This is a genomic window from Photorhabdus hainanensis, assembly GCF_018448965.1.
Lineage (GTDB): Bacteria > Pseudomonadota > Gammaproteobacteria > Enterobacterales > Enterobacteriaceae > Photorhabdus > Photorhabdus akhurstii.
The window spans coordinates 118,724-139,648 of the sequence record NZ_RCWD01000006.1 but is presented as its reverse complement, the minus strand read 5'-3'; the positions used below and the strand labels follow the sequence as shown (position 1 = coordinate 139,648).

Below are 20,925 nucleotides of genomic sequence, written 5' to 3'. Positions count from 1 at the left end.
ATTCAGAGATAGTTTGCGCAACGGTCATCACCGATGATATTTTTTACGGATGCTGAAATTGCTGCATGTTATTAATGAGTTTGAGGGGCTGTTATGCGTGAGCTGTTAAAGGCTGGATTGGTGGGGTATGGTTATGCGAGTAAAACGTTCCATGCACCGTTAATTGCCGGCACTGCTGGTGTTAAATTGGCCGCCATTTCCAGTAGTGATGCTGAAAAAGTGAAATCAGATTGGTCAAATATTCCGGTGGTATCCTGCCCTGAGGATCTTTTTAATGATCCCGACATTGATTTAATCGTTATTCCGACACCTAATGATACGCATTATCCTCTGGCACAGAAGGCATTGGCGGCGGGTAAGCATGTTGTGGTGGATAAACCATTCACCGTCACCGTTGAACAGGCTGAATCTTTAAAAGAGCAGGCAGAAAAGGCGGGTTTATTACTTTCTGTATTTCATAACCGCCGTTGGGATTCCGGTTTTCTGACGATAAAATCGTTAATTAAAGAAAATCGTTTGGGCAAATTAAAATATTTCGCATCCCATTTTGATCGTTATCGTCCGGTTATACGTCAAAGATGGCGTGAAGCGGCAGGGCAAGGAAGTGGTATTTGGTATGATTTAGGACCTCACTTACTCGATCAGGCGGTTCAACTATTTGGTAAACCGCAATCTATTACCGCTGATTTGGGGATGATTCGCCCACAAGCGGCAGCAGTGGATTATTTCCACGTGTTGTTGAATTATTCGGATATTAAAGTGGTTCTTCATGCAACAACCGTGGCGGCGGCTGAATCTGCTGTTTATACGTTGCATGGTATGGAAGGCAGTTATGTGAAATATGGTCTTGATCCTCAGGAAGAACGGTTGAAAGCAGGGGAAAGACCGCCGCATGCCGATTGGGGATATGATATTCGCGACGGTGTTATGACACTGTTAAGTGGAGAGGAGTTAGTGACTGAACATGTACCGACTTTGCCTGGTAATTATTCTGCTTATTATGCTGCTATCCGTGATGCGATTACGCTAGGTAAACCTAATCCAGTCACGGCAAGTGAAGCAATTCAAATCATGAAATTAATTGAAGCTGGTATTCAATCGGCAGAACAACAACGTACAGTGGCAATTTAAACTTACTACCTTGTTGTGACTTTTTAATTTACTACTTAGCCTGGTTTGCCGGGCTAATTATTTGCAAAGCAAGGAAAATGATAAATGACTTGGTGGCAAAGATTAAAAATAGATCCTTTTTTGATGGTATTAGTGACGGTAGTTGTTATTGCAACATTTTTTCCTTGCGAAGGTGAAATAAAAGTAGGATTTCAACGGTTAACCACAGCGGCTATTGCTCTGTTGTTCTTTATGCATGGCGCTAAATTATCTCGTCAAGCTATTATTGCCGGCATGGGACATTGGCGGCTTCATTTAGTTGTTTTTTTCAGTACTTTTGTCTTATTCCCAATTATCGGATTAGGACTGAATTTACTAGTACCCGAAGTCATGACACCAACGATTTATTGGGGATTCCTTTATCTTTGCGCGTTACCGGCTACAGTTCAGTCAGCTATTGCTTTTACTTCGGTTGCTGGTGGTAATGTTGCCGCGGCTATTTGCAGTGCTTCGGCATCCAGTATTTTGGGTGTGTTTTTGTCGCCAATATTAGTCGGACTGATGATCCATACGCAGGGAGAAGGCAGCCCCGATACATTGGCAGCAATAAAATCTATCGTCCTTCAATTGATGGTTCCCTTTATTATTGGGCATCTGTCACGGCCATTAATTGCACGTTGGGTGGAGAAACATAAAAAACTAGTAAATATAACTGACCGGTCATCAATTCTTTTGGTGGTTTATGTGGCTTTTAGTGAGGCGGTTGTAGAGGGCATATGGCATAAAATTGATGGTTATTCGCTACTGATGATTGGGATTATTTGCTGCATTATGCTGGCGATTGTGCTGATTATTAATACTTATACCGCTCGTTGGTTGGGCTTTAATAAAGAAGACGAAATTACGATTGTTTTTTGTGGTTCGAAAAAGAGTCTGGCTAATGGCGTGCCAATGGCGAATGTGCTATTTCCGGCGGCGACGGTGGGTGTAATGTTGCTGCCGTTGATGATTTTTCATCAAATTCAGTTGATGGTGTGTGCCGTATTGGCGCAACGTTATGCCAAGAGGTTAAAATAGAAATAGTTATAAATCTATGATAGGAAATTGTTGTAAATATATATTAATGATATTTACAACAATGTAATATTTGACTACGAAATTTAAATCGTAAGTTTCTATTTGAATTTTATATTTCCCCAATGAATGCAATTTTATATTTCAAATATTTTTCTTCCGAGATCTAAGACTAAGGAGTTTGGAGTCTGGTCATGTAAAACCTCGTTATCCGATAAGCGCTTTTGCTTTAGCTCTTATATCTTCCAGTTCTGAAGAATTAACATTGCCTTTTTTTGTCACTTTTCTGGCTCGCCAATCAACGCATGTTACCTGATCAGCTAAGGCGACACTATCGCGGCTTCCTGATAGTTCAACTTCAAAAGGATAATCTTTTGCCTTCGTTGTGCAAGGAACACAGAGTAGTAACCCCACTTTATTGTTATATGCAAATGGACTCAGTACTACTGCGGGGCGATGGCCTCCCTGTTCGTGTCCAGTCACAGGATCAAAGTCAATCCAGATAATATCGCCAGCATCAGGCACAAAACGAGAAACCATCAGATCAATTCCTTACCCACGGGAGAACCAAAATCTATTTTTTCATGAATATTTTCCGGTGTAATTCCTGCTAATAGCGCATCTAGAGAATACTCTTTCGCCCTGACTGGAATAATGATAATTCGACCATCTTCGACAGTAATATCAACAGCATCATCGACATTAAGTGAGGCGGCTTGCATGATAGCTACCGGAAGACGTACAGAAGGGCTGTTACCCCATTTTTTCACTACTACTCGTGCCATTTTTAAATCCTCAAAGTATCAACAATGAAGATACTCTATCAGTTTTAATTTTAAGTATCAACTTTGTCGATACTCTACTTGTGTGTTGTTATAATGCAAATGAAAACTGTTTTTGAAGCGGGAGTTTAGGAACCGGAAATAACGACGAAAGGGCTTGTTCACCAAAAGTTCTGCTTAAAATTTCGATAAGACGAATGTCGATATCGCGATTTTGACGGGCAGAATGGATACCATCAATAATCGCTTGGTGCTATGATAGATATGCTGTGCATCGTCCTGATATCTTTTTGGAAGAAAAGTATTAGAACGATATTGAAGGCTTTATAATCTCAATGAATTCATATTTAATGAGTTTATTGAAGAATTCCTAAACAGATTAAATAATTGCTTATCTCTACAGGGAAACTACATTCTATCAGATATGAATAATTTTAAAGCCTCTTTTCTTGAAATAAAAAGTAAGATCAAGGAGTAAAGAATTTATGACTCTAAGTATAATCATTCCTTCTTATAACAAAAAAGAAAGTCTAATGTCTTTGCTCTCTTTACTAAACAAGCAAAGTTCGGATTTTAATGACTTCGAAGTAATAGTTGTAGATGATGGTTCTAGCGATGAGACTTGTCTCGCTGTTACTAAACGAGTTTACAACTATAAACTCAAGTATATATATGTACCTGACGAAGGTTTCCGTGTAGCCCGAGCGAGAAATATTGGAGTTAAAAATGCAAAAGGGGAGCTACTGGCGTTTGTTGATGCTGACGTACTTTTGCCAAGTGATTTCGTTAAGAATGTGATTAAGTTCCATAGCTCTAACCCACAATCAGTTTCGATTGGAAATGTATACGGTCTGTACTCTGAAAATAAATGGGATCTAAAAGTTGACCTAGATGATGTAGACAGCACAATTAAAAGGATGAAAGAACTGGGTGTTGGCAAAGATATTCGCCAAAGCTCATACGCGAGATTCAACTATAAATTATGTTCCATGCCTGCACCTTGGGTTTTTTTATGGGGAACAATATTTAGTGTAGAAAAAGAACTCTTTGAAAAAGTGGGCTGTTTTGATGAACATTTTAAATCATGGGGTGGTGAAGATATTGATCTTGGTTTCCGGCTTCACAAAGCTAATTCTCAATTTCATTTGTTTGAGGGGATAGAAGGTATACATCTGTCCCATCCAGAGGATGATGATGCAAATTATAAGACCAACTTAGAAAATAAAAAGTATATTTCTGAGAAGTATAATAATGAAATGACAGATTGGCTTATAAAAGAAGAAAATATATTTAAATTAAATGATTTAATAATTTCACAAAATACTAACGAAAAGGATTTTTAATATGATTAACGTTGCTATTGCAGGTGTTGGAAATTGCTGTTCTTCTTTCTATCAAGGGATTTATTTTCACTCAGATAGCGATCCGATAATTAATAATCTAGGCATTTCAATCAAAGATATTAATGTGAAAGCTGCATATGATGTTGATTGTAGGAAAGTTGGTTTACCAATATCAAAAGCAATTTTAGTAAGTTATAAGCAAATCATTAGCCTAACCAAATTGACTAGACCAACAAAAATGGCTATGTTTAAAGTATGTACAAAAAGAGGTCATTTTATGGAAAAAGTTAACATCTACGACGATAAAATTAACTTGTCCAAAATTATCCAGGAAGTCATTCGCACTGGTGAGTCCGTAGTGATCGCCAAGAATGGTCATGCATTGGTTAAAGTCATCGCATACAGAAAAGATAAACCTAAGCGCAAGCTCGGTTTCCTCAAAGGCAAAGGTAGCGTCCCCACCAATTTTGACGATATGAACAGCACTGAAGTTATTAATATGTTTGAAGGAAAATATTCTTAATGGATTTGCTGTTAGATACCAATATTCTGCTATTCATGGCATATGAATCGGAAAAATTGAATTGAGGTTGGTTTGATTGAAATCCCCATAAAGGTACAAGCTCAATTGAAAAAATATTACGTAGCCATTGCAGCAATATTAATAGTCGTATTTATATCGAAGTGACGTTTAGCACCGCATTCGCCACATTTCCATTGGGGCATGGATAACATTAATTTCTCACTAATATGACCGCAGAAAATTACTCCAAATAAAAAATTTCCCTATATTTTAGTAATGCAGTAATTGGTGCAATTAAAAAAAACAACGCTAATCCAGCACATAAGATTTTAATTTTTACTGTTTTAGCCGTTTTAACTGTCGTGAATACAAAAAATAAGCCTAACGGAACAGAGATATACCAGAAATGACCGAAATACAATACGTAAATCATAAACAGCCAAATTATTACTGCTGTTGCTTCATCTAATACGGACATATTCCAGAACTCCTAACGTGTTTTGATAGATAAATCATAAGGTCAAAACCACCAAAAAATCCACTAAAATCAACTAGAACCTATCATGTAGCTATTACCGCGTTTATATTGCGGTGACGTCCATATTCAGCACTATACGAACTACATATTTGTACATTATATTTCAAGTAATAACCATAATCAGGAATGGGCGATTCCATTCCTGAGCTATTTATATTTAACGACTTGCTGCTTTTATGCGTAATGCCTGTTTTTCTGCATCACTGATAAAAGCGGTTTCCAGCCCATTTATCTGAGCTTGGCGAATTTGCGCGATAGATAAACCTGCGGCAGGTGCGGCAACTTCATATTCATGGCGGATGTCTATACCTTCAACGGCCGGATCATCGGTATTAATGGAAGCAAGAATACCTTTTTCCAGAAATTGTTTCAGTGGATGATCCAATAAAGAACTAACGGTGCTGGTTTGAAGGTTTGAAGTTAAACAGGCTTCAATACCAATACGGTTTTCAACCAAATAATCCATTAATCCGGGATCGGTAATGGCTTTTACCCCATGACCAATACGAGTCGCGCCTAATTCACGAATGGCTTGCCAAATACTTTCAGCGCCGGCGGCTTCACCGGCATGGATAGTTATGTTCCAGCCAGCATCACGGGCTTTGATAAAATGAGATTGAAAAAGATGTCCGGGAAAACCTAACTCGTCACCCGCCAGATCCAGCGCAGTAATATGTTGGCGATGGGTTAGCAGGGCAGCTAATTCCTGAGTACAAGCTTGTTCACCAAAAGTTCTGCTTAAAATTCCGATAAGACGAATGTCGATATCGTGATTTTGACGGGCAGAATGGATACCATCAATAATTGCCTCAACGACCCCTTCAACCGGCAATTTGTGATTCATCGCCATGTAATAAGGGGAAAAACGTAACTCAGCATAATCAAGCCCAGAATTGATAGCATCTTCAACGTTCTCAATAGCAACACGACGACAAGCGTCCAAATCAGCCAGTACCGCCACTCCCCAATCAAGTTTTTGCAAAAAGCTTACCAAGCTCGGTTCATTGTTAATAATTTGTACGTGAGGGCGTAGTGATTCCAGATCATTTGCTGGAAGCTGAATATTATGCTGGGTGGCAAGATCTAAAATAGTCTCCGGCCGGATATTTCCATCAAGGTGGCGGTGTAAATCTGTCAGTGGGAGTTTTATGTCAATCACATTCCGGTCCTTTTTTATATAAAAATGCCAGTCACATGCGTTGACTGGCAATTTAACAAAACGTCTATGAACGCGTTTTATTGCGCAGGTTGAGTACCTTCTGTTTTCTCTTTTCCACTGTCGTGGTTGTCGCCTTCTGGCATTGTTTGCTCTGGTGCTTCATCATCAGAAGAGTCGTCGGATAAATAGTATTCAGACAGGAACTGATGTAAAGGCATTTTCTTACCGTTCATTTCTACATTACCGTCAGCATAGCTAAACTTAATGCTGATAGCATCTTTATCAACTGTGGTAAGTTTAAACAGTTGTCCTAATTGTTCAAACTGATTTATCTGTTGTTCAGCATTCTGTTCAGCTTTTGCTTTATCCATGCCATTCATGATCATTGACTGAGTGGAAAACTCAATCATCATAGGTCTTGGTAATGTGACATTCAGAGACATGTTCTGAATTAAAGTGCGAATAGCTTCTTCTGTTTTCATTGAATACAAGCTACTTTTATCTTTCGGTAAGTTCTTTAAACTCACGTGGTAATTAATGGTGCTTTCACCTTTGGCATTTTTCCAGGTTAATGGTTCGATACCAAATTGTGGATTGTTTTTCAGCAAAATAGGCAGGTTAGACAATACCGCGTCAATAATGGCGGTATCTGCCGCATCGGAAGAGAGATCGCCAGAAGAGAGTGATTTGGCGGCTGCATCATTGTAGGCTTGAGTAAACTGACGAACGGCTTCACCATCCAGACGATCCGCAGTAATTACAAACTTACCAGAACCAAAATCAATATTTCTCATCTTGAGACCATCTAAACTGTAAGTGATTTTCCCTTTTAGATTAGTTTCATCTTCACCAATATTTGAATCTATTTTGACACCGGAAAGCATCATATCTTCATTGCCGATACCTTTTAGGCTGATTTCCTGAATTTCAATGCTTTGATCGCCAACATAGATATCAAATTTGCCTTTTTTATTGGACAGGTTTAAATCAATACCTTTGACAAGGAAATTTTCGTCATTTTTATTGATGGCTAACTGGTCACTCTTGATTGCCAGTGATATCTCTTTCAGATCACGACTGAGATCGGAAGTCAGTTTGGCGCCGGAAAAATTGAACTTAGCACCATTTTTTTCAAATTCGACAGGGATGATATCAACATCAGAAATAACAGAACCACGATAACTGACACGTGAATCAGAAGTAAGCAGCGATTTTCCTTTAGTGATTTCAAACAGTGGTTTTAAAGCTCCATTATTCTCCAGTTCGGAATGAACAGAAGCCAGACTGGGAATTAAGGTTAATTTTTTCACTTGTGCCAGTGGGAAAGGGCCGTGATCAATCACAGACTTAATTGAAATCTCTTCACCTGGTTTCATTTCTGCGTTTTCAACGCCATCTTTAGCTTTTAAAACGAGACGAACGTCAGAACTGAACACGCCACGGTGGAAATCTTTACTCTGTAACATCAGACCTGTTTCAGGGAAAGCTTTTTTCATTTCAGCATTAGCGCGGGAAATCGATTGATCTATACGTTGTTCAATCTGCTTGCCTGTATACCATGAAGCCCCAGTCCAAGCTGCTCCTAAAGCAACAATAATGCCTACGGCCACTAACGATTTTTTCATAATGGAAATCCATCCTTTTAGCACATACTTTGTAGTAAGTAATATGTGCCCTCTAGTATAAAAACGGCCGTTAGCATCACTTGGAATTTAAGCAGTGCTTAACGGCCTGTGAATAAGTTTCAGGCCCAGATTGGCATTATTAATTAAAAACCTGGGCGGTAAAACCATCACCCTGAATAATCACAGCCTTTTCGGCAGCAGATATAAATACTGACTCACCTGGGAAAATTCTTAATTGGTGTTCTCCAGATTGTATAACTGTTTGACCTTCAACACAAAAAACAATCGATGCTGAATTGTTATCCAGCGTAATTGGCTGCTTTGATAGAGAATAAATAGAAAATGCAAAATCATCTACTGGAACAGGGAAGTTTTTCGCTGTTTTTTCCTGTTCCGGTAGCGTAAATAAGGTGTCTGTTGGTTTTGATGCGAAATCAAGGTTTGCCATTAACTCAGGAATATCCATATATTTATTGGTCAAACCCGCTCGCAGGACGTTATCTGAATTTGCCATAACTTCAAGAGCAACCCCTTCCAGATAAGCGTGAGGCGTGCGAGCGCATAAAAACATGGCTTGACCTGGTTCAAGCTCAATGACATTAAGTAAAAGTGGAATAAACAGGCCATTGTCATCGGGATAAAACGCCGTCATTTTCTTGATAGAATCCCAAGGTTCACCGAGCCGACTATTTAGCGCTGATTTTAATACGCCAAGAGCTAACTGCTTTTGTTTACCGCTCATATTAAGCAATTGGGAAAATAAGCAGGCAAGATTATGTTCATTTGGTGTTTGAATAAAGAACGGAATCTTGGGATGGGCCGCAGTAACAAATTCCAGTAATTGCGCGATTTCGTTTAATGGACGGAATCCATTCATTGCCCGGAAAGGGGTAAGGGCATAAACCAATTCGGGTTTATGGTTATCATCTTTGTAATTTCTTTCGGGTGAATTCAATGGAATACCGGCGATATTCTCTTTGGCAAAACCCTCTTCTGCGGATTTTTTATCAGGATGAACCTGAATTGAGAGAGGTTGAGCCGCGCACAATACCTTAAATAGGAAAGGCAAACGGTGAAATCTATCTGAAACTTTTTTTCCCAGATATTTTTCCGGATCACTGGCTATTAATTCATTTAAGGCAATGGGTTTTCCGCTTTCAGGATTGGTTACAAATGAACTGCTTTTAGGATGGGCGCCCATCCATAATTCAGCCATTGGCAGATTATCTGGATTTTCAACACCATAAATATCGGTCAGGGCGGTTTTACTTCCCCATGAATAGTGCTGGATCTGATTTATCATCTTCAACATGGCCGTTACTCTCTTTTTAAAAAAATCAATCTATTTCCTTTCTACCACAATACGATAAATACGACTTGGTTGGCATAATCAGGAACTAATATGTGGCATGATAACAGAATGTTAATCAGTTTATCTGCAAAGACTGATTATGCATATTCGATTATTCTGTGTGTTAAGGAGAGATAGTAATGGCAGCCACTCGCATTGAAAAAGACTCAATGGGGCCTATCGAAGTACCTGCTGACCAATTGTGGGGAGCGCAAACTCAGCGCTCACTTGAGCATTTCCGCATTTCGCAGGAGAAAATGCCGGTTGCATTAATTCATGCTCTGGCATTGACCAAACAGGCTGCGGCCAGTGTCAATATGGATTTGGGCCTTCTGCCGCAAGAACGTGGCGAAGCAATTATTGCTGCTGCGAAAGAGGTGCTGGAAGGTAAACATCCGACAGAATTTCCGCTTGCTATCTGGCAGACCGGTTCTGGAACACAAAGTAACATGAACATGAACGAAGTGTTGGCGAACCGTGGTAGCGAGATCCTTGGCGGGGTGAGGGGTAACGAACGCCTTATCCATCCTAACGATGATGTAAATAAAAGTCAGAGTTCTAATGACGTTTTCCCAACAGCAATGCATGTTGCCGCTGTTATCGCGTTGCGTGAACACCTTATCCCTGAGCTGAAAATATTACAAAAAACATTAGCTGATAAAGCTGAAGCTTATAAGGATATCGTTAAGATTGGTCGTACCCACCTGCAAGATGCGACGCCACTGACTCTTGGTCAGGAAATTTCTGGCTGGGTAGCAATGTTAGCGCATAACCTGAAACACATTGAAGACAGTATTCCCCATGTTTGTGAACTGGCGCTAGGGGGAACTGCGGTTGGCACCGGTTTAAATACTCATCCTGAATATGCTGTTCGTGTTGCGAAGAAATTGGCTGAACTGACCAGCCATCCGTTTGTTACTGCGCCAAATAAATTTGAAGCGCTGGCGACTTGTGATGCTCTGGTTCATTCTCATGGCGCATTAAAAGGTCTGGCTGCATCCATGATGAAGATTGCAAACGATGTTCGTTGGCTGGCTTCCGGTCCTCGCTGTGGCATCGGTGAAATTTCAATTCCTGAAAATGAACCAGGTAGCTCAATCATGCCAGGTAAAGTTAACCCAACTCAGTGTGAAGCGGTGACTATGCTTTGTGCTCAGGTTATGGGTAATGATGTTGCTATTAATATTGGTGGTGCATCGGGCAACTTTGAGCTAAACGTGTTCCGTCCAATGGTGATTAATAACTTTTTGCAATCTGTTCGCTTGTTGGCTGATGGTATGCGTAGCTTCAATGAACATTGTGCAGTTGGTATTGAACCTAATCGCGATCGCATTACTCAATTGCTGAATGAATCTCTGATGCTGGTAACGGCGTTGAATACACATATCGGTTATGACAAAGCCGCTGAAATTGCCAAGAAAGCCCATAAAGAAGGGCTGACATTGAAACAGTCGGCGATGAAACTGGGTTATCTGACAGAAGCCGAGTTTGATGAGTGGGTTCGTCCAGAAGATATGGTTGGCAGTTTGAAATAATTGTTGTTTAGCCATAAAAAACTGACCGGAGACGAGTGCTCCGGTTTTTTATTTAAACGGGAATACGTGGGATTAGGTTTATGGTTTCCACCGCTACTGGCAGTGGGTCTGCTACGCTTCTGGGATAAAAAGTTATATATTTATTTAACTTTTTAGTGTTGCCGCCTGGTTTATTTCCCTGTTGGATGTTATATTTATATATAACTTTTATGGAGGTGAAATATGCATACCACTCGTCTGAAGAGAGTCGGCGGCTCCGTTATGCTGACCGTTCCGCCGGCGCTGCTGAACGCACTGTCTCTGGGAGCAGATAATGAAGTCGGCATGGTCATTGATAATGGCCGGCTGATAGTGGAGCCGCACAAGCGCCCACAATATTCGCTTGCTGAACTGCTGGCACAGTGCGATCCGGATGCCGAAATCAGTGCAGAAGATCGTGAATGGCTGGACGCGCCAGCTGCAGGCCGGGAGGCAATCTGATATGGAGAGAGGGGAAATCTGGCTTGTCTCACTCGACCCTACCGCAGGCCATGAGCAGCAGGGAACGCGGCCGGTGCTGATTGTCACGCCAGCGGCCCTTAACCGCGTGACCCGCCTGCCTGTAGTGGTACCCGTTACCAGCGGTGGTAATTTTGCCCGTACCGCTGGCTTTGCAGTATCACTGGACGGTGCCGGTACACGTACAACCGGCGTTGTGCGCTGCGATCAGCCGCGCACAATTGACATGGGCGCACGGGGCGGAAAGCGGCTTGAGCGTGTGCCTGCAAAAATCATGGATGACGTTCTGGCCCGACTGACCGTAATTCTTAGTTGAATCAATAACGTGAATATGTTGCTTGGTGTAAAAACTTGCATAAGCACCTCCTCGGTCTTTGTCACTATTATAATAGACAATTGACTATGCTTGGTCAAATAAGCAACATGCACTAAATCTCACGATATAAATGTAGCCTTGGAATAATCAATTCCAAGGGTTTGGCTTTGGGTTTATAGCGATGCACTATGGCACTGGCATCGTAGTGAGTAAGTCTACCTATCTTTGGTTGGTTATCTCCATAGTTAACATAAAATGCAATGATCGGCAGGGGACAAGCATATTGCACTTGTTTTTGTTGTTCCGCATACCAGACTCGTGCAATAGGTTGTACTTTTACGGGACGTTTGATTTTTAACACCACATCATCAGGCAATTTTTTTATATCGATAATTTCTTTGGCGACTAATGCTGCCCATTGTTCACGAGAATAGGGAGAAACAGCACGCCCAGAGTTATAACTCTTTTCTAAACGTTGCAGAATTTGATCTTTTGTAACTTTATTGATGATATTTTTATTTGCCCAACCAAAACGAACTGAATCAGGATTGAGAAGGGGAGTGATGGCTCTGTAAGCGTTTAAAGTTATCAAACCATGTAACTGACTGTGAACAAACTCAAACCGTTGTTCTTTATCCACCCCTGATTGCACAGTTACGATATGTTCAAGTTCTGCTTTCAACTTATTAATTTCTTCAATCAAAAGTAAAGCAGAGCGATATTGTGGTTGATTTACAGAAAAACATAATACACCGGGAAGACGAACGGCAGCTTTACTACTGATATTTTGATTGTTGTGATAGATAAATAGCTTCTGGTAATGACTTAATCCTAGATTTAGAGCGTCATTACCAGTCATTTCATTAACAATGATTTCTGTTACAGGGTCATGTTCACTTCCTTTCTCTACTTCTGGCAAAACGAACACGTGAGCGGCTAAAAGGGAATAGTTATGTAGTTGTTCGTACAGTTGTTTTAACTTGCTCTCTTGTTGTTGGAAACAACGATTCAAATCTTCAATTGATAAGTATTTATTCATTTCAATAACAAAATTAGTTACAACATACATTTATTATAAAACAGAAAAGGTGCAAACATCAAACTCACCAGTAGCATTCAAAAGCAAAGCATGAAATTCACATATGTCGGATGCGCGTTCAACCGCCTGGAACGTTACAGTGAACAAGATTGTTTAGTGGAAATGTCCATTTCAGCAGCTGCACAACAATGCCCGAAGTTGGGGAAATAGAGACAGGTTTTAGTGAATTAGTTAGCCATAACTGGAGGTGTCGCAATACTACCAACAAGGATAAATTTCATCGCTGTATTAAATCTGATTGAATCCCAAGTCCATATTGTGAATTAGATACCAAAGTACGGTTACAAAAAATAAAAAGCGCCGTTCTTTCTATGAAGGAGAGTTTTTACTGTCACTTTTGCGCGATACGCCACACAAATTCCTTGAATATTAAAATAAACAATAAAAGTTATAATATCTTTGTATAGAAATTCATGATTGGATTGTCGATGTCATTTATTATGATGTTTTATAGATATTTATATATCAAGATGCTGATGTTTATTATTAATATTACGCTTCATTAAAAATGACACAATAATTAAAATATCTATCTAAATGAATGTGAATACAATGAATACCACATAAACTAACGAAGAATGACTACGGGAATAATGATTATGGGAATACTCACAGGCAACGATATTCCTATCCCAGGAAAATCCTATATTATTCATCCGTATCCAGCGGGTGATTACGCAACTGCTGTAACGGTGGCTAGTATATTTCATGCAGTGCCGGGGAGCGTTTCATTGGCAATATGGGAGAGCAATACACTACACCAAAAATTTGAGTGCGTCTGGCATGGGGGCTACCTTGGCTTTATTTGCCGGGCATCCCCTGTAAGTGATCAAGGGGCTTACCTTGGCTACGACGCTCACGAGACACTTATCTGTAAAGCTCAGTACCAGCAAAAATGGGAAGATATGGTTGTGATTAAGCGTCCGTCTGGAGGATTCGAGTGGTGTATGAGGAAGGATGACCATCTTGCATTTGTTGGAGTTCAGGGCCACATACAGCTAAAGATATTTAAAGACTTTACCGGGACATGGGGCTTCACCGAGTGGCTCTGACCTCAAAATCCAGCAGTTAAACGTGGGTTCTTTGATGAGTATTGTTTTTGGTATAGTACGCGAATAATGACTATTTTTATCGATTATTTCTATTGACCAAACATAATGTTAATTTTGTTTTCATAAACATCTTTGTTTACATCGAAATTAACTTAGTTCAATGGATGGAAAAAGAAACCCGATAAACAGGAACAGCATGATGCTGTTCCTGATAATAGTTGTTTTATAATCAAGCAGGGCTAATTGTTGTATCAATCACTTGGTAAAATGCATTGAGGGTATCTGAAATTGTCCAAACACCCAATATAATGTGATAACCTTGATAACCATCTGGTAAAGTACATTTATTAATAACTCTGCTGCCCGGCATTTTTTCCTGATAATCCTCAAAACAGAAAGGTGTGCTATTAAATTGCTCTCTGGTTAAAGGTTTATTGGGATCCCAATCAGGTTTGGTAATAAAATATTCCCAACTTGAGGTTTTGTGTTGAATCATAATTTCCCACTGGAACTCAATATCACCGGCAGTAATAGGGATTTTTTTCCAACGATCTTCGGTTTGAATATCCAATTCGCCAAAATGACCAATGCCAGCGCTAGCGATATGGCCATCTTCTGGACCCGCTTGTGGAAATCCTTTCTTCGCTTCAAGAGATTGAGGCTCATACTTGACCAATCCACAATCCGTATTTTGTTCATTTCCCTGTGCAGAACAAAGGAATGCACGACTTCCTGGGCTGTCAATATAACCATGAGCCCATGCGCCATTAAATAAAGCAGTAATTATCGTCGTGGCTAAAGTCATCACTTTCACTTTATGTTTATACATAATAGTGTCCTCCACTTTACAGGATAATTTATCTATGACAAATAAAGCCCCAGGACTTAACTATCAATTCTAGATAAATATAATATGATTATCCATTTCATAAATTGATTAATAATCTAATTATATTAAGTTATTGAAATTTTGTTTGAAATATGCCTGTTATTATTTTTTGTAATATAAAAGGATATGATTTTCTTAATTTATTTCACATAGTTCATACAATAGTCAATTAATGCGTTTCAGGTAACGTCAGCTATCTCAAAAACACTTATTTATGGTTATGGTGATGTATCTTCGTCAGTCTATTCTTATGCAGATAATTCAAATAAAGAAATTATCGATAAAGGTAATGAAAACCGATTCGTGAGTTAATTTAATGTAGAAGGAAATGATAATGAAGCGAAATACAGGGTTTTTCTTTGATGAATATTGTTTTTGGCATACCACCGGCATGTATATAACGACTCTGCCTGTCGGTGGTTGGGTTCAGCCTTCTTCTGGAACTGCACATGCCGAATCGCCGGAAACAAAAAGGCGGTTGAAAAATTTGATAGATGTATCAGGCTTGAGCCGCTCTTTGCACCTTTCTTCGGCATCGCCTATTGATGAGCAAACACTACGAAAAATCCATCCAGAAGAGTATTTGAAGCGATTTAAGCAAGTCAGTGATAATGGTGGAGGAATGCTTGGTATAGAAGCCCCTCTGGGACCGGGAAGCTATGAAATTGCTAAGCTTTCAGCTGGCCTTGCTTGTGCTGCGGTGAAAGCCGTGCTTAGCGGTGAGCTTGATAATGCTTACAGCCTTTCTCGACCGCCAGGTCATCACTGCTTGCCTGATAAGCCAATGGGATTTTGTTTCCTAGCAAATATCCCATTGGCCATTGAACAGGCAAAAGCATGTTTTGATTTAAAACGAGTTGCGGTCATTGATTGGGATGTTCATCACGGTAATGGCACTCAGCATATTTATTGGGATCGTTCTGATGTTTTGACCATCTCGCTACATCAGGATGGTTGTTTCCCTAACGGATACAGCGGTGAAGATGATATCGGGGAAGGCGAGGGGACAGGTTATAACATGAATATCCCATTACTTGCTGGGGCCGGACATAATAGCTATATCTATGCAATGACACAGATAGTACTTCCTGCGCTTGAACGCTTTAAACCGGAACTGATTATTGTCGCCTGTGGCTATGATGCCAATGCGGTGGACCCTCTGGCAAGAATGCAGCTCCATAGTGAAAGTTTTCGGGAGATGACCCAACTAGTGCAACAGGCAGCAGATAATTTATGCGACGGAAAACTCGTTGTTGTTCATGAAGGCGGGTATGCGGAGTCCTATGTCCCATTCTGTGGATTGGCTGTACTTGAACAGATGAGCGGCATTCGTACGGAAGTCAAAGATCCAATGTTAGATTCTATACGCTTGCAGCAGCCAAGAGCTGAGTTTGAGCTATTTCAACAACAGCAGCTTGATAAACTTAAAGAAAAATTCGGTCTTTAAACTTTGTTACGTAGGTTTGCTCCACATAGTTTGGGAGCAAACCTATAAAGCTAAAATCTGTTCAAAACCGTAATATCGACTTAAATGCTACAATAATATTATATTAATGCTTAATAACATAAAGATCTTTTGTCGACACAAAACCCAACGGACTCATATAATACCCGCCAATATAAGGCTTAACTAATCTGACGCCAATATAGTAATAAACAGGAATTGCCGGTACATCTTTTGCCAGAATATCTTCTGCTTGCTGAAAATACTTCCGGTCATTTGTTGCTTTAGCTTTATTTATCAAATCATCATAAGCATGATTGCTATATAAGAATGTATTATTAGAACTATCAGTAACAAAGTTATTTAAAAACGAGGCAGGATTATCATAATCAGCAATCCGCGCATATCTCACCATCTCAAAATTACCTTGACGAATAACATCCAACATAGCTTTTCGTTCTTGGTTCTGCAAAACAATATCTACATCCAGACTTTTTTTCCACATTGACGTCGCCGCAATAGCAATCCGTTTATGCTCTTCTGATGTATTATAAAGAAGTTTAAATTTCAATGGGTTATCTTTATTATAACCCGCTTCATTTAGCAATTGCCTGGCTTTCTCAACTCTTTCTTGCTGTGTCCATAATGCATAATCAGGTTGCCCTAAATCCATTCCTCCGGTATTGGGAGGGGTATGATTATAAGCGGGTTCTTGGCCTTGCCCTAAAACTTTATTCGCTATGATCTCTTTATCTAAAGCCAGATTTAATGCCTGCCTGACCCTGACATCATTAAAAGGCGCTTTTTGATTATTAAAATCATAATAATAAACACCTAATGCTGGCGTAATATGAACCTGATTATCTAATTTGGCTTTTAAAGATTTAAATAAAACCGATGGAATATTCTTGGTGATATCAATTTCATCGGCCAGATAACGATTTATATCTGCCGTTTCTGATGCTATTGGAAGATAAGTGACTTGATTAATAACAGTATGGGCATTATCCCAATATTGTGAGTTCCTGACTCCAACCACTTTTTCATTAACAACCCATTTGGCCAACTTAAATGGCCCGCTACTGACAAATACATCGGAATGAGTCCATTTTTCGCCATATTTTTCAACCGCTTTTTGGCTTATGGGTACCATGACAGGATACGCCAACATCTGTAAAAAATAGGATACCGGTTGTTCTAGCGTCACTTCCAAAGTCAAATTATCCAAGGCTTTTACACCTAATTCATCGATTTTCTTCTTACCAGAAACAATATCTTTAGCATTGACTACATGCATGTTGCCAAGATAACTGCCATACGGAGACGCAATTTTGGGATCAACTAAACGCCGCCAGCTAAAAACCACATCATGGGCAGTAATAGGGGAGCCATCAGACCACTTTATTCCTTTTCTTAGATGAAATAACCACACTTTATTATCTTTGGTTTCCCAACTAACCGCTAAATCAGGATTGATTTTTCCATCGCTGCCCGCTCTGACTAATCCACTGAAAAAATCATGAATAATATTGAATTCAACATCATTTTCAACTTTATGAACATCAAGAGATACAGGTTCTGAACCATTATTGCGGGTGATATCTTGATTAACTGACAATAATGTACCTGCTGGAATAATTGCGGCATGGGATAATGCCAGATTGCCAAATATAATGCCTGTGAATAAGGATATATTCCTTAATGTTTTATTCATCGTTTGTTCTCCAAGGAAATTTCATTTGAGGTATCCATTTCAGGAAAATCAATCATTTGATAACTAAGGTTTTTATGCAATTTTGCAAAAAAACTTCAGAATGTTTATGACTATTTCAGATGTTTAGTTAAGATTATATGATGCTATTGAATACCCTATTTTGAATGCGAGAGGTATAACTCTCATTAAGTATTAGTATAAAATAATCAGCACTACTCCATCAATATCATGAAATTTAAGTAATAAATTTATATACACCTTGAAATATTCACTCGTGATATAAATTATTTTGAAATATTCATTTCAGTATCAATTTTTTAGCCATATTTAGCAAAACTTTTCAAGAAAATGTGATCTAAATTGTATTAATCCTTGATCGCTATCAACATTTAAACCGTTTTTTCTAAATAACATCCAGCGAATAAGATGCAATGTGGAGGCTAATATGAAATATAGAAAAATAAATCATGAAGCCAATGAACAGAATGATGACCTGACAGTCAGCCGTCGTCGTTCTATTCAAGCAAGTGCAGCGCTTATATCTATTCCTTTTGTTTCTGCCCGCCAAGCAATCGCCGAAAAGAAAACAAGCCAAGGCTTGCTACCGATTCATATTATTGATGCGGGTGAAACAAAAGTCATACCCACCTGTAGTACGTTTGATTGCGGAGGAAGATGCGATATCCGAGCTCATGTCCGAGAAGGTGTTGTCACCCGCATCACCACCAGACCTGATCATGAACTCGATGAAGCAATGCCGATCATGCAAGCTTGCATACGCGGCAGGGGCTATCGCAAATTTGTTTATCATCCTGATCGTTTAAAATATCCGATGAAACGAGTTGGCAAGCGGGGAGAGGGGAGATTTGAACGAATTTCCTGGGATGAAGCGACAACCATTATTGCGGATAAGCTAAAAAGTATTACTGAAAAATATGGCCCGGCTTGCCGCTACGTTAGCGTTAATACTGCGGTAATCGGCGGTGTATCATCAGGTGATAAAATGTTGCGTCGTTTACTCAATATTACCGGCGGACATTTACAATTCTACCATTCCGTGAGTATGGGCAATACAGCGGCAGCGACACCCTATACCTATGGCGTAGCAACTTCGGGTAGCACATTGGATACCTTGGAAGATACCCCTTTGGTGATCCTTTGGGGCCACAATCCGGCTGAAACTATTTTTGGTCACTCCAACCACTATTTCCAGAAGATGAAAAAGAACGGCACCAAATTTATTGTTGTCGATCCCCGTTATTCTGATTCTGCTTCCTCGTTGGCTGACCAATGGATTCCTTTGCTGCCAACAACTGATAACGCATTAATGGATGCAATGATGTATGTGATTGTCAGTGAAAACCTGCACGATAAAGAATTTATCAATCGTTATACGATTGGTTTTGATGAAGACAATATGCCGGATGGCGTTCCCGCCAATGAATCTCTGGTTGCTTACCTGACAGGCGCTAAAGATAGCATTGTGAAAACAGCGGAATGGGCTGAAAAAATCACTAAAGTGCCGGCGAATATCATTCGTCAGCTTGCCCGTGAATATGCCCACACTAAACCCGCAGCCCTAATTCAAGGATGGGGTCCACAACGTCACATCTGTGGTGAACGTGTTGCACGTGGTGCAACAATTTTAGCCACAATAACCGGTAATGTGGGTAAAAAAGGGGGATGGGCAGCAGGTTTCAGTGGTGTCGCTGGTAACAAATCCCTCTATGGACTCGATCTGGGTCAAAACCCAGTAAAAGAAAAAATCTCCGTGATGAACTGGGTCCAGGCAGCCGATGATGCCAGTAAAGTTACCCCGGCAGACGGTTTAGTGGGCGCTGATAAGCTGAATACCAATATTCGTATATTATTCTCGTTGGCCGGTAATTACCTTGCAAATCAAAACCCTGATATCAATCAGACAGTAAAAATATTGGCAGATGAATCTAAAATTGAATTCATTGTCTCCAGTGATCTTTATCTAACACCAAGCGCCCGATATGCCGATATTTTATTGCCGGAAACCAGTTTTATGGAACGTTGGAACATTGGCTTTCCTTGGGGCGCCGGCAGTTATTTCATTCTGTCATCAAAATTGATCGAACCTGAATTTGAACGGCGCTCTGATTATGAATGGATACGCGAAGTTGCAGCAAAACTGGGCGTTGAACAGGAATTCAGCCAAGGTCGTGACGAAAAAGCGTGGATAGCCCATATTATGGAATCTAACCGTCAGGCTATGCCAAAAGAAAATTTGCCCACTTTTGAGGAATTACAACGGACACACAAACATCTTTTCAAAATACCGCCTTATGTCGCTTTTGAAGAAAATATTCGTGACCCAGAAAATCATCCATTTCCCACACCTTCAGGAAAAATAGAGATATTTTCTAAACGTCTGTATGACATGCAACATCCTGAAATCCCTGCGTTGTCACATTATGTACCAGCATTTGAAGGGCCGGAGGATAAATTAACTGAAAAATACCCTCTGCAATTAATTACCTGGAAAGGGAAAAACCGCTCCAATTCAACCCAATATTCAAATTTAAAAGAGGTGCAAACCCAGAAGTTGTGGATTAATCCGCTGGATGCGCAGAAACGTAAAATTAAACAAGGGGATTTGGTTCGGGTATTTAACGATCGCGGAGTTTCTATGATCCCGGCGGAGGTAACTCAACGTATTATCCCCGGCGTGGTAGCAATGCCGACCGGCGCATGGTGGCAACCGGATAAAAATGGCGTTGATTGGGGCGGTTGCGTCAATGTGCTGACATCATCCCGTAAAACTCCCCTTGCACACGGAAATTCTCATCAAACATTACTGGTCGAGGTCAATAAAGCCTGATTGAATTTATAGAATATGCTCCGGT

Annotated in this window: 19 protein-coding genes; 10 read left to right on the top strand and 9 right to left on the bottom strand. The window is 40.0% G+C overall.

Annotation, left to right across the window (positions count from 1 at the left end):
* The first annotated feature begins 93 nt into the window (after nucleotides 1-93).
* Together EAE92_RS05660 and EAE92_RS05655 are read left to right on the top strand one after the other, a co-directional pair.
* Entirely contained in the window at nucleotides 94-1,131 is a 1,038-nt protein-coding gene (locus tag EAE92_RS05660) for an oxidoreductase (RefSeq protein ID WP_214067357.1), read from the top strand.
* An 84-nt stretch (nucleotides 1,132-1,215) separates the two neighbouring features.
* Nucleotides 1,216-2,187 carry a bile acid:sodium symporter family protein gene (locus EAE92_RS05655; protein ID WP_214067356.1) on the top strand — a complete coding sequence of 324 codons (972 nt, stop codon included), beginning with the start codon at nucleotides 1,216-1,218 and terminating at the stop codon, nucleotides 2,185-2,187.
* A gap of 204 nt (nucleotides 2,188-2,391) precedes the next feature.
* Here EAE92_RS05655 and mazF read toward each other — a convergent pair whose 3' ends face one another.
* Nucleotides 2,392-2,724: an endoribonuclease MazF gene (gene mazF / locus EAE92_RS05650; RefSeq protein WP_040148713.1), complete on the bottom strand. Its 333-nt coding sequence runs from the start codon at nucleotides 2,722-2,724 to the stop codon at nucleotides 2,392-2,394.
* Nucleotides 2,724-2,969 carry an AbrB/MazE/SpoVT family DNA-binding domain-containing protein gene (locus EAE92_RS05645; protein ID WP_214067355.1) on the bottom strand — a complete coding sequence of 82 codons (246 nt, stop codon included), beginning with the start codon at nucleotides 2,967-2,969 and terminating at the stop codon, nucleotides 2,724-2,726. Before EAE92_RS05645 ends, mazF begins: the two co-directional genes overlap by 1 nt.
* 482 nt (nucleotides 2,970-3,451) lie before the next feature.
* On the opposite strand from EAE92_RS05645, the gene EAE92_RS05640 reads away from it, so the two are divergent.
* Both EAE92_RS05640 and EAE92_RS24445 read left to right on the top strand, forming a co-directional pair.
* Nucleotides 3,452-4,309: a glycosyltransferase family 2 protein gene (locus EAE92_RS05640; protein WP_214067354.1), complete on the top strand. Its 858-nt coding sequence runs from the start codon at nucleotides 3,452-3,454 to the stop codon at nucleotides 4,307-4,309.
* A 1-nt stretch (nucleotide 4,310) separates the two neighbouring features.
* Nucleotides 4,311-4,832, top strand: coding sequence for a type II toxin-antitoxin system Phd/YefM family antitoxin (locus tag EAE92_RS24445; RefSeq protein ID WP_246545027.1), 522 nt, complete (start codon nucleotides 4,311-4,313; stop codon nucleotides 4,830-4,832).
* Nucleotides 4,833-5,073: 241 nt separating this feature from the next.
* On the opposite strand, the gene EAE92_RS05625 is transcribed toward EAE92_RS24445, so the two are convergent.
* The 4 genes from EAE92_RS05625 to manA all read right to left on the bottom strand — a co-directional run bounded on the left by EAE92_RS05625 (nucleotide 5,074) and on the right by manA (nucleotide 9,466).
* Nucleotides 5,074-5,310: a hypothetical protein gene (locus EAE92_RS05625; protein WP_040148716.1), complete on the bottom strand. Its 237-nt coding sequence runs from the start codon at nucleotides 5,308-5,310 to the stop codon at nucleotides 5,074-5,076.
* Between the two features lie 217 nt (nucleotides 5,311-5,527).
* Nucleotides 5,528-6,529: an adenosine deaminase gene (gene add / locus EAE92_RS05620; protein WP_214067353.1), complete on the bottom strand. Its 1,002-nt coding sequence runs from the start codon at nucleotides 6,527-6,529 to the stop codon at nucleotides 5,528-5,530.
* A 77-nt stretch (nucleotides 6,530-6,606) separates the two neighbouring features.
* Entirely contained in the window at nucleotides 6,607-8,154 is a 1,548-nt protein-coding gene (locus EAE92_RS05615) for a YdgA family protein (protein ID WP_214067352.1), read from the bottom strand.
* A gap of 139 nt (nucleotides 8,155-8,293) precedes the next feature.
* A complete protein-coding gene (manA, locus tag EAE92_RS05610; protein WP_214067351.1) occupies nucleotides 8,294-9,466 on the bottom strand; it encodes a mannose-6-phosphate isomerase in 1,173 nt (390 codons plus the stop codon).
* Nucleotides 9,467-9,645: 179 nt separating this feature from the next.
* Between manA and fumC the strand changes: the two genes are divergently transcribed.
* The 3 genes from fumC to pemK-mt all read left to right on the top strand — a co-directional run bounded on the left by fumC (nucleotide 9,646) and on the right by pemK-mt (nucleotide 11,854).
* Nucleotides 9,646-11,040, top strand: coding sequence for a class II fumarate hydratase (fumC, locus tag EAE92_RS05605; RefSeq protein ID WP_036805900.1), 1,395 nt, complete (start codon nucleotides 9,646-9,648; stop codon nucleotides 11,038-11,040).
* 222 nt (nucleotides 11,041-11,262) lie between these two features.
* Nucleotides 11,263-11,520, top strand: coding sequence for a type II toxin-antitoxin system antitoxin PemI (pemI, locus tag EAE92_RS05600; RefSeq protein ID WP_036805903.1), 258 nt, complete (start codon nucleotides 11,263-11,265; stop codon nucleotides 11,518-11,520).
* Nucleotide 11,521: 1 nt separating this feature from the next.
* Nucleotides 11,522-11,854, top strand: a complete 333-nt coding sequence (gene pemK-mt / locus EAE92_RS05595) for a type II toxin-antitoxin system toxin endoribonuclease PemK-mt (RefSeq protein WP_246545025.1) — start codon at nucleotides 11,522-11,524, stop codon at nucleotides 11,852-11,854.
* Nucleotides 11,855-11,966: 112 nt separating this feature from the next.
* Here pemK-mt and tus read toward each other — a convergent pair whose 3' ends face one another.
* The gene (gene tus, locus EAE92_RS05590) at nucleotides 11,967-12,893 is read right to left on the bottom strand and encodes a DNA replication terminus site-binding protein (protein WP_214067349.1); all 927 of its coding nucleotides are present in this window, start codon (nucleotides 12,891-12,893) and stop codon (nucleotides 11,967-11,969) included.
* Between the two features lie 659 nt (nucleotides 12,894-13,552).
* On the opposite strand from tus, the gene EAE92_RS05585 reads away from it, so the two are divergent.
* Entirely contained in the window at nucleotides 13,553-14,005 is a 453-nt protein-coding gene (locus EAE92_RS05585; protein WP_228999136.1) for a hypothetical protein, read from the top strand.
* A gap of 229 nt (nucleotides 14,006-14,234) precedes the next feature.
* On the opposite strand, the gene EAE92_RS05580 is transcribed toward EAE92_RS05585, so the two are convergent.
* Entirely contained in the window at nucleotides 14,235-14,834 is a 600-nt protein-coding gene (locus EAE92_RS05580) for a lytic polysaccharide monooxygenase (protein WP_040148722.1), read from the bottom strand.
* A 394-nt stretch (nucleotides 14,835-15,228) separates the two neighbouring features.
* On the opposite strand from EAE92_RS05580, the gene EAE92_RS05575 reads away from it, so the two are divergent.
* Nucleotides 15,229-16,341, top strand: coding sequence for a class II histone deacetylase (locus EAE92_RS05575; RefSeq protein ID WP_036805917.1), 1,113 nt, complete (start codon nucleotides 15,229-15,231; stop codon nucleotides 16,339-16,341).
* A gap of 103 nt (nucleotides 16,342-16,444) precedes the next feature.
* On the opposite strand, the gene EAE92_RS05570 is transcribed toward EAE92_RS05575, so the two are convergent.
* Complete coding sequence (locus EAE92_RS05570) at nucleotides 16,445-18,052, bottom strand: ABC transporter substrate-binding protein (RefSeq protein ID WP_214067348.1); 1,608 nt, start codon at nucleotides 18,050-18,052, stop codon at nucleotides 16,445-16,447.
* Nucleotides 18,053-18,497: 445 nt separating this feature from the next.
* Between EAE92_RS05570 and EAE92_RS05565 the strand changes: the two genes are divergently transcribed.
* Nucleotides 18,498-20,900 (top strand): DMSO/selenate family reductase complex A subunit, encoded by a 2,403-nt coding sequence (locus tag EAE92_RS05565; RefSeq protein ID WP_214067347.1) that lies wholly within the window; start codon nucleotides 18,498-18,500, stop codon nucleotides 20,898-20,900.
* Nucleotides 20,901-20,925 lie beyond the last annotated feature (25 nt).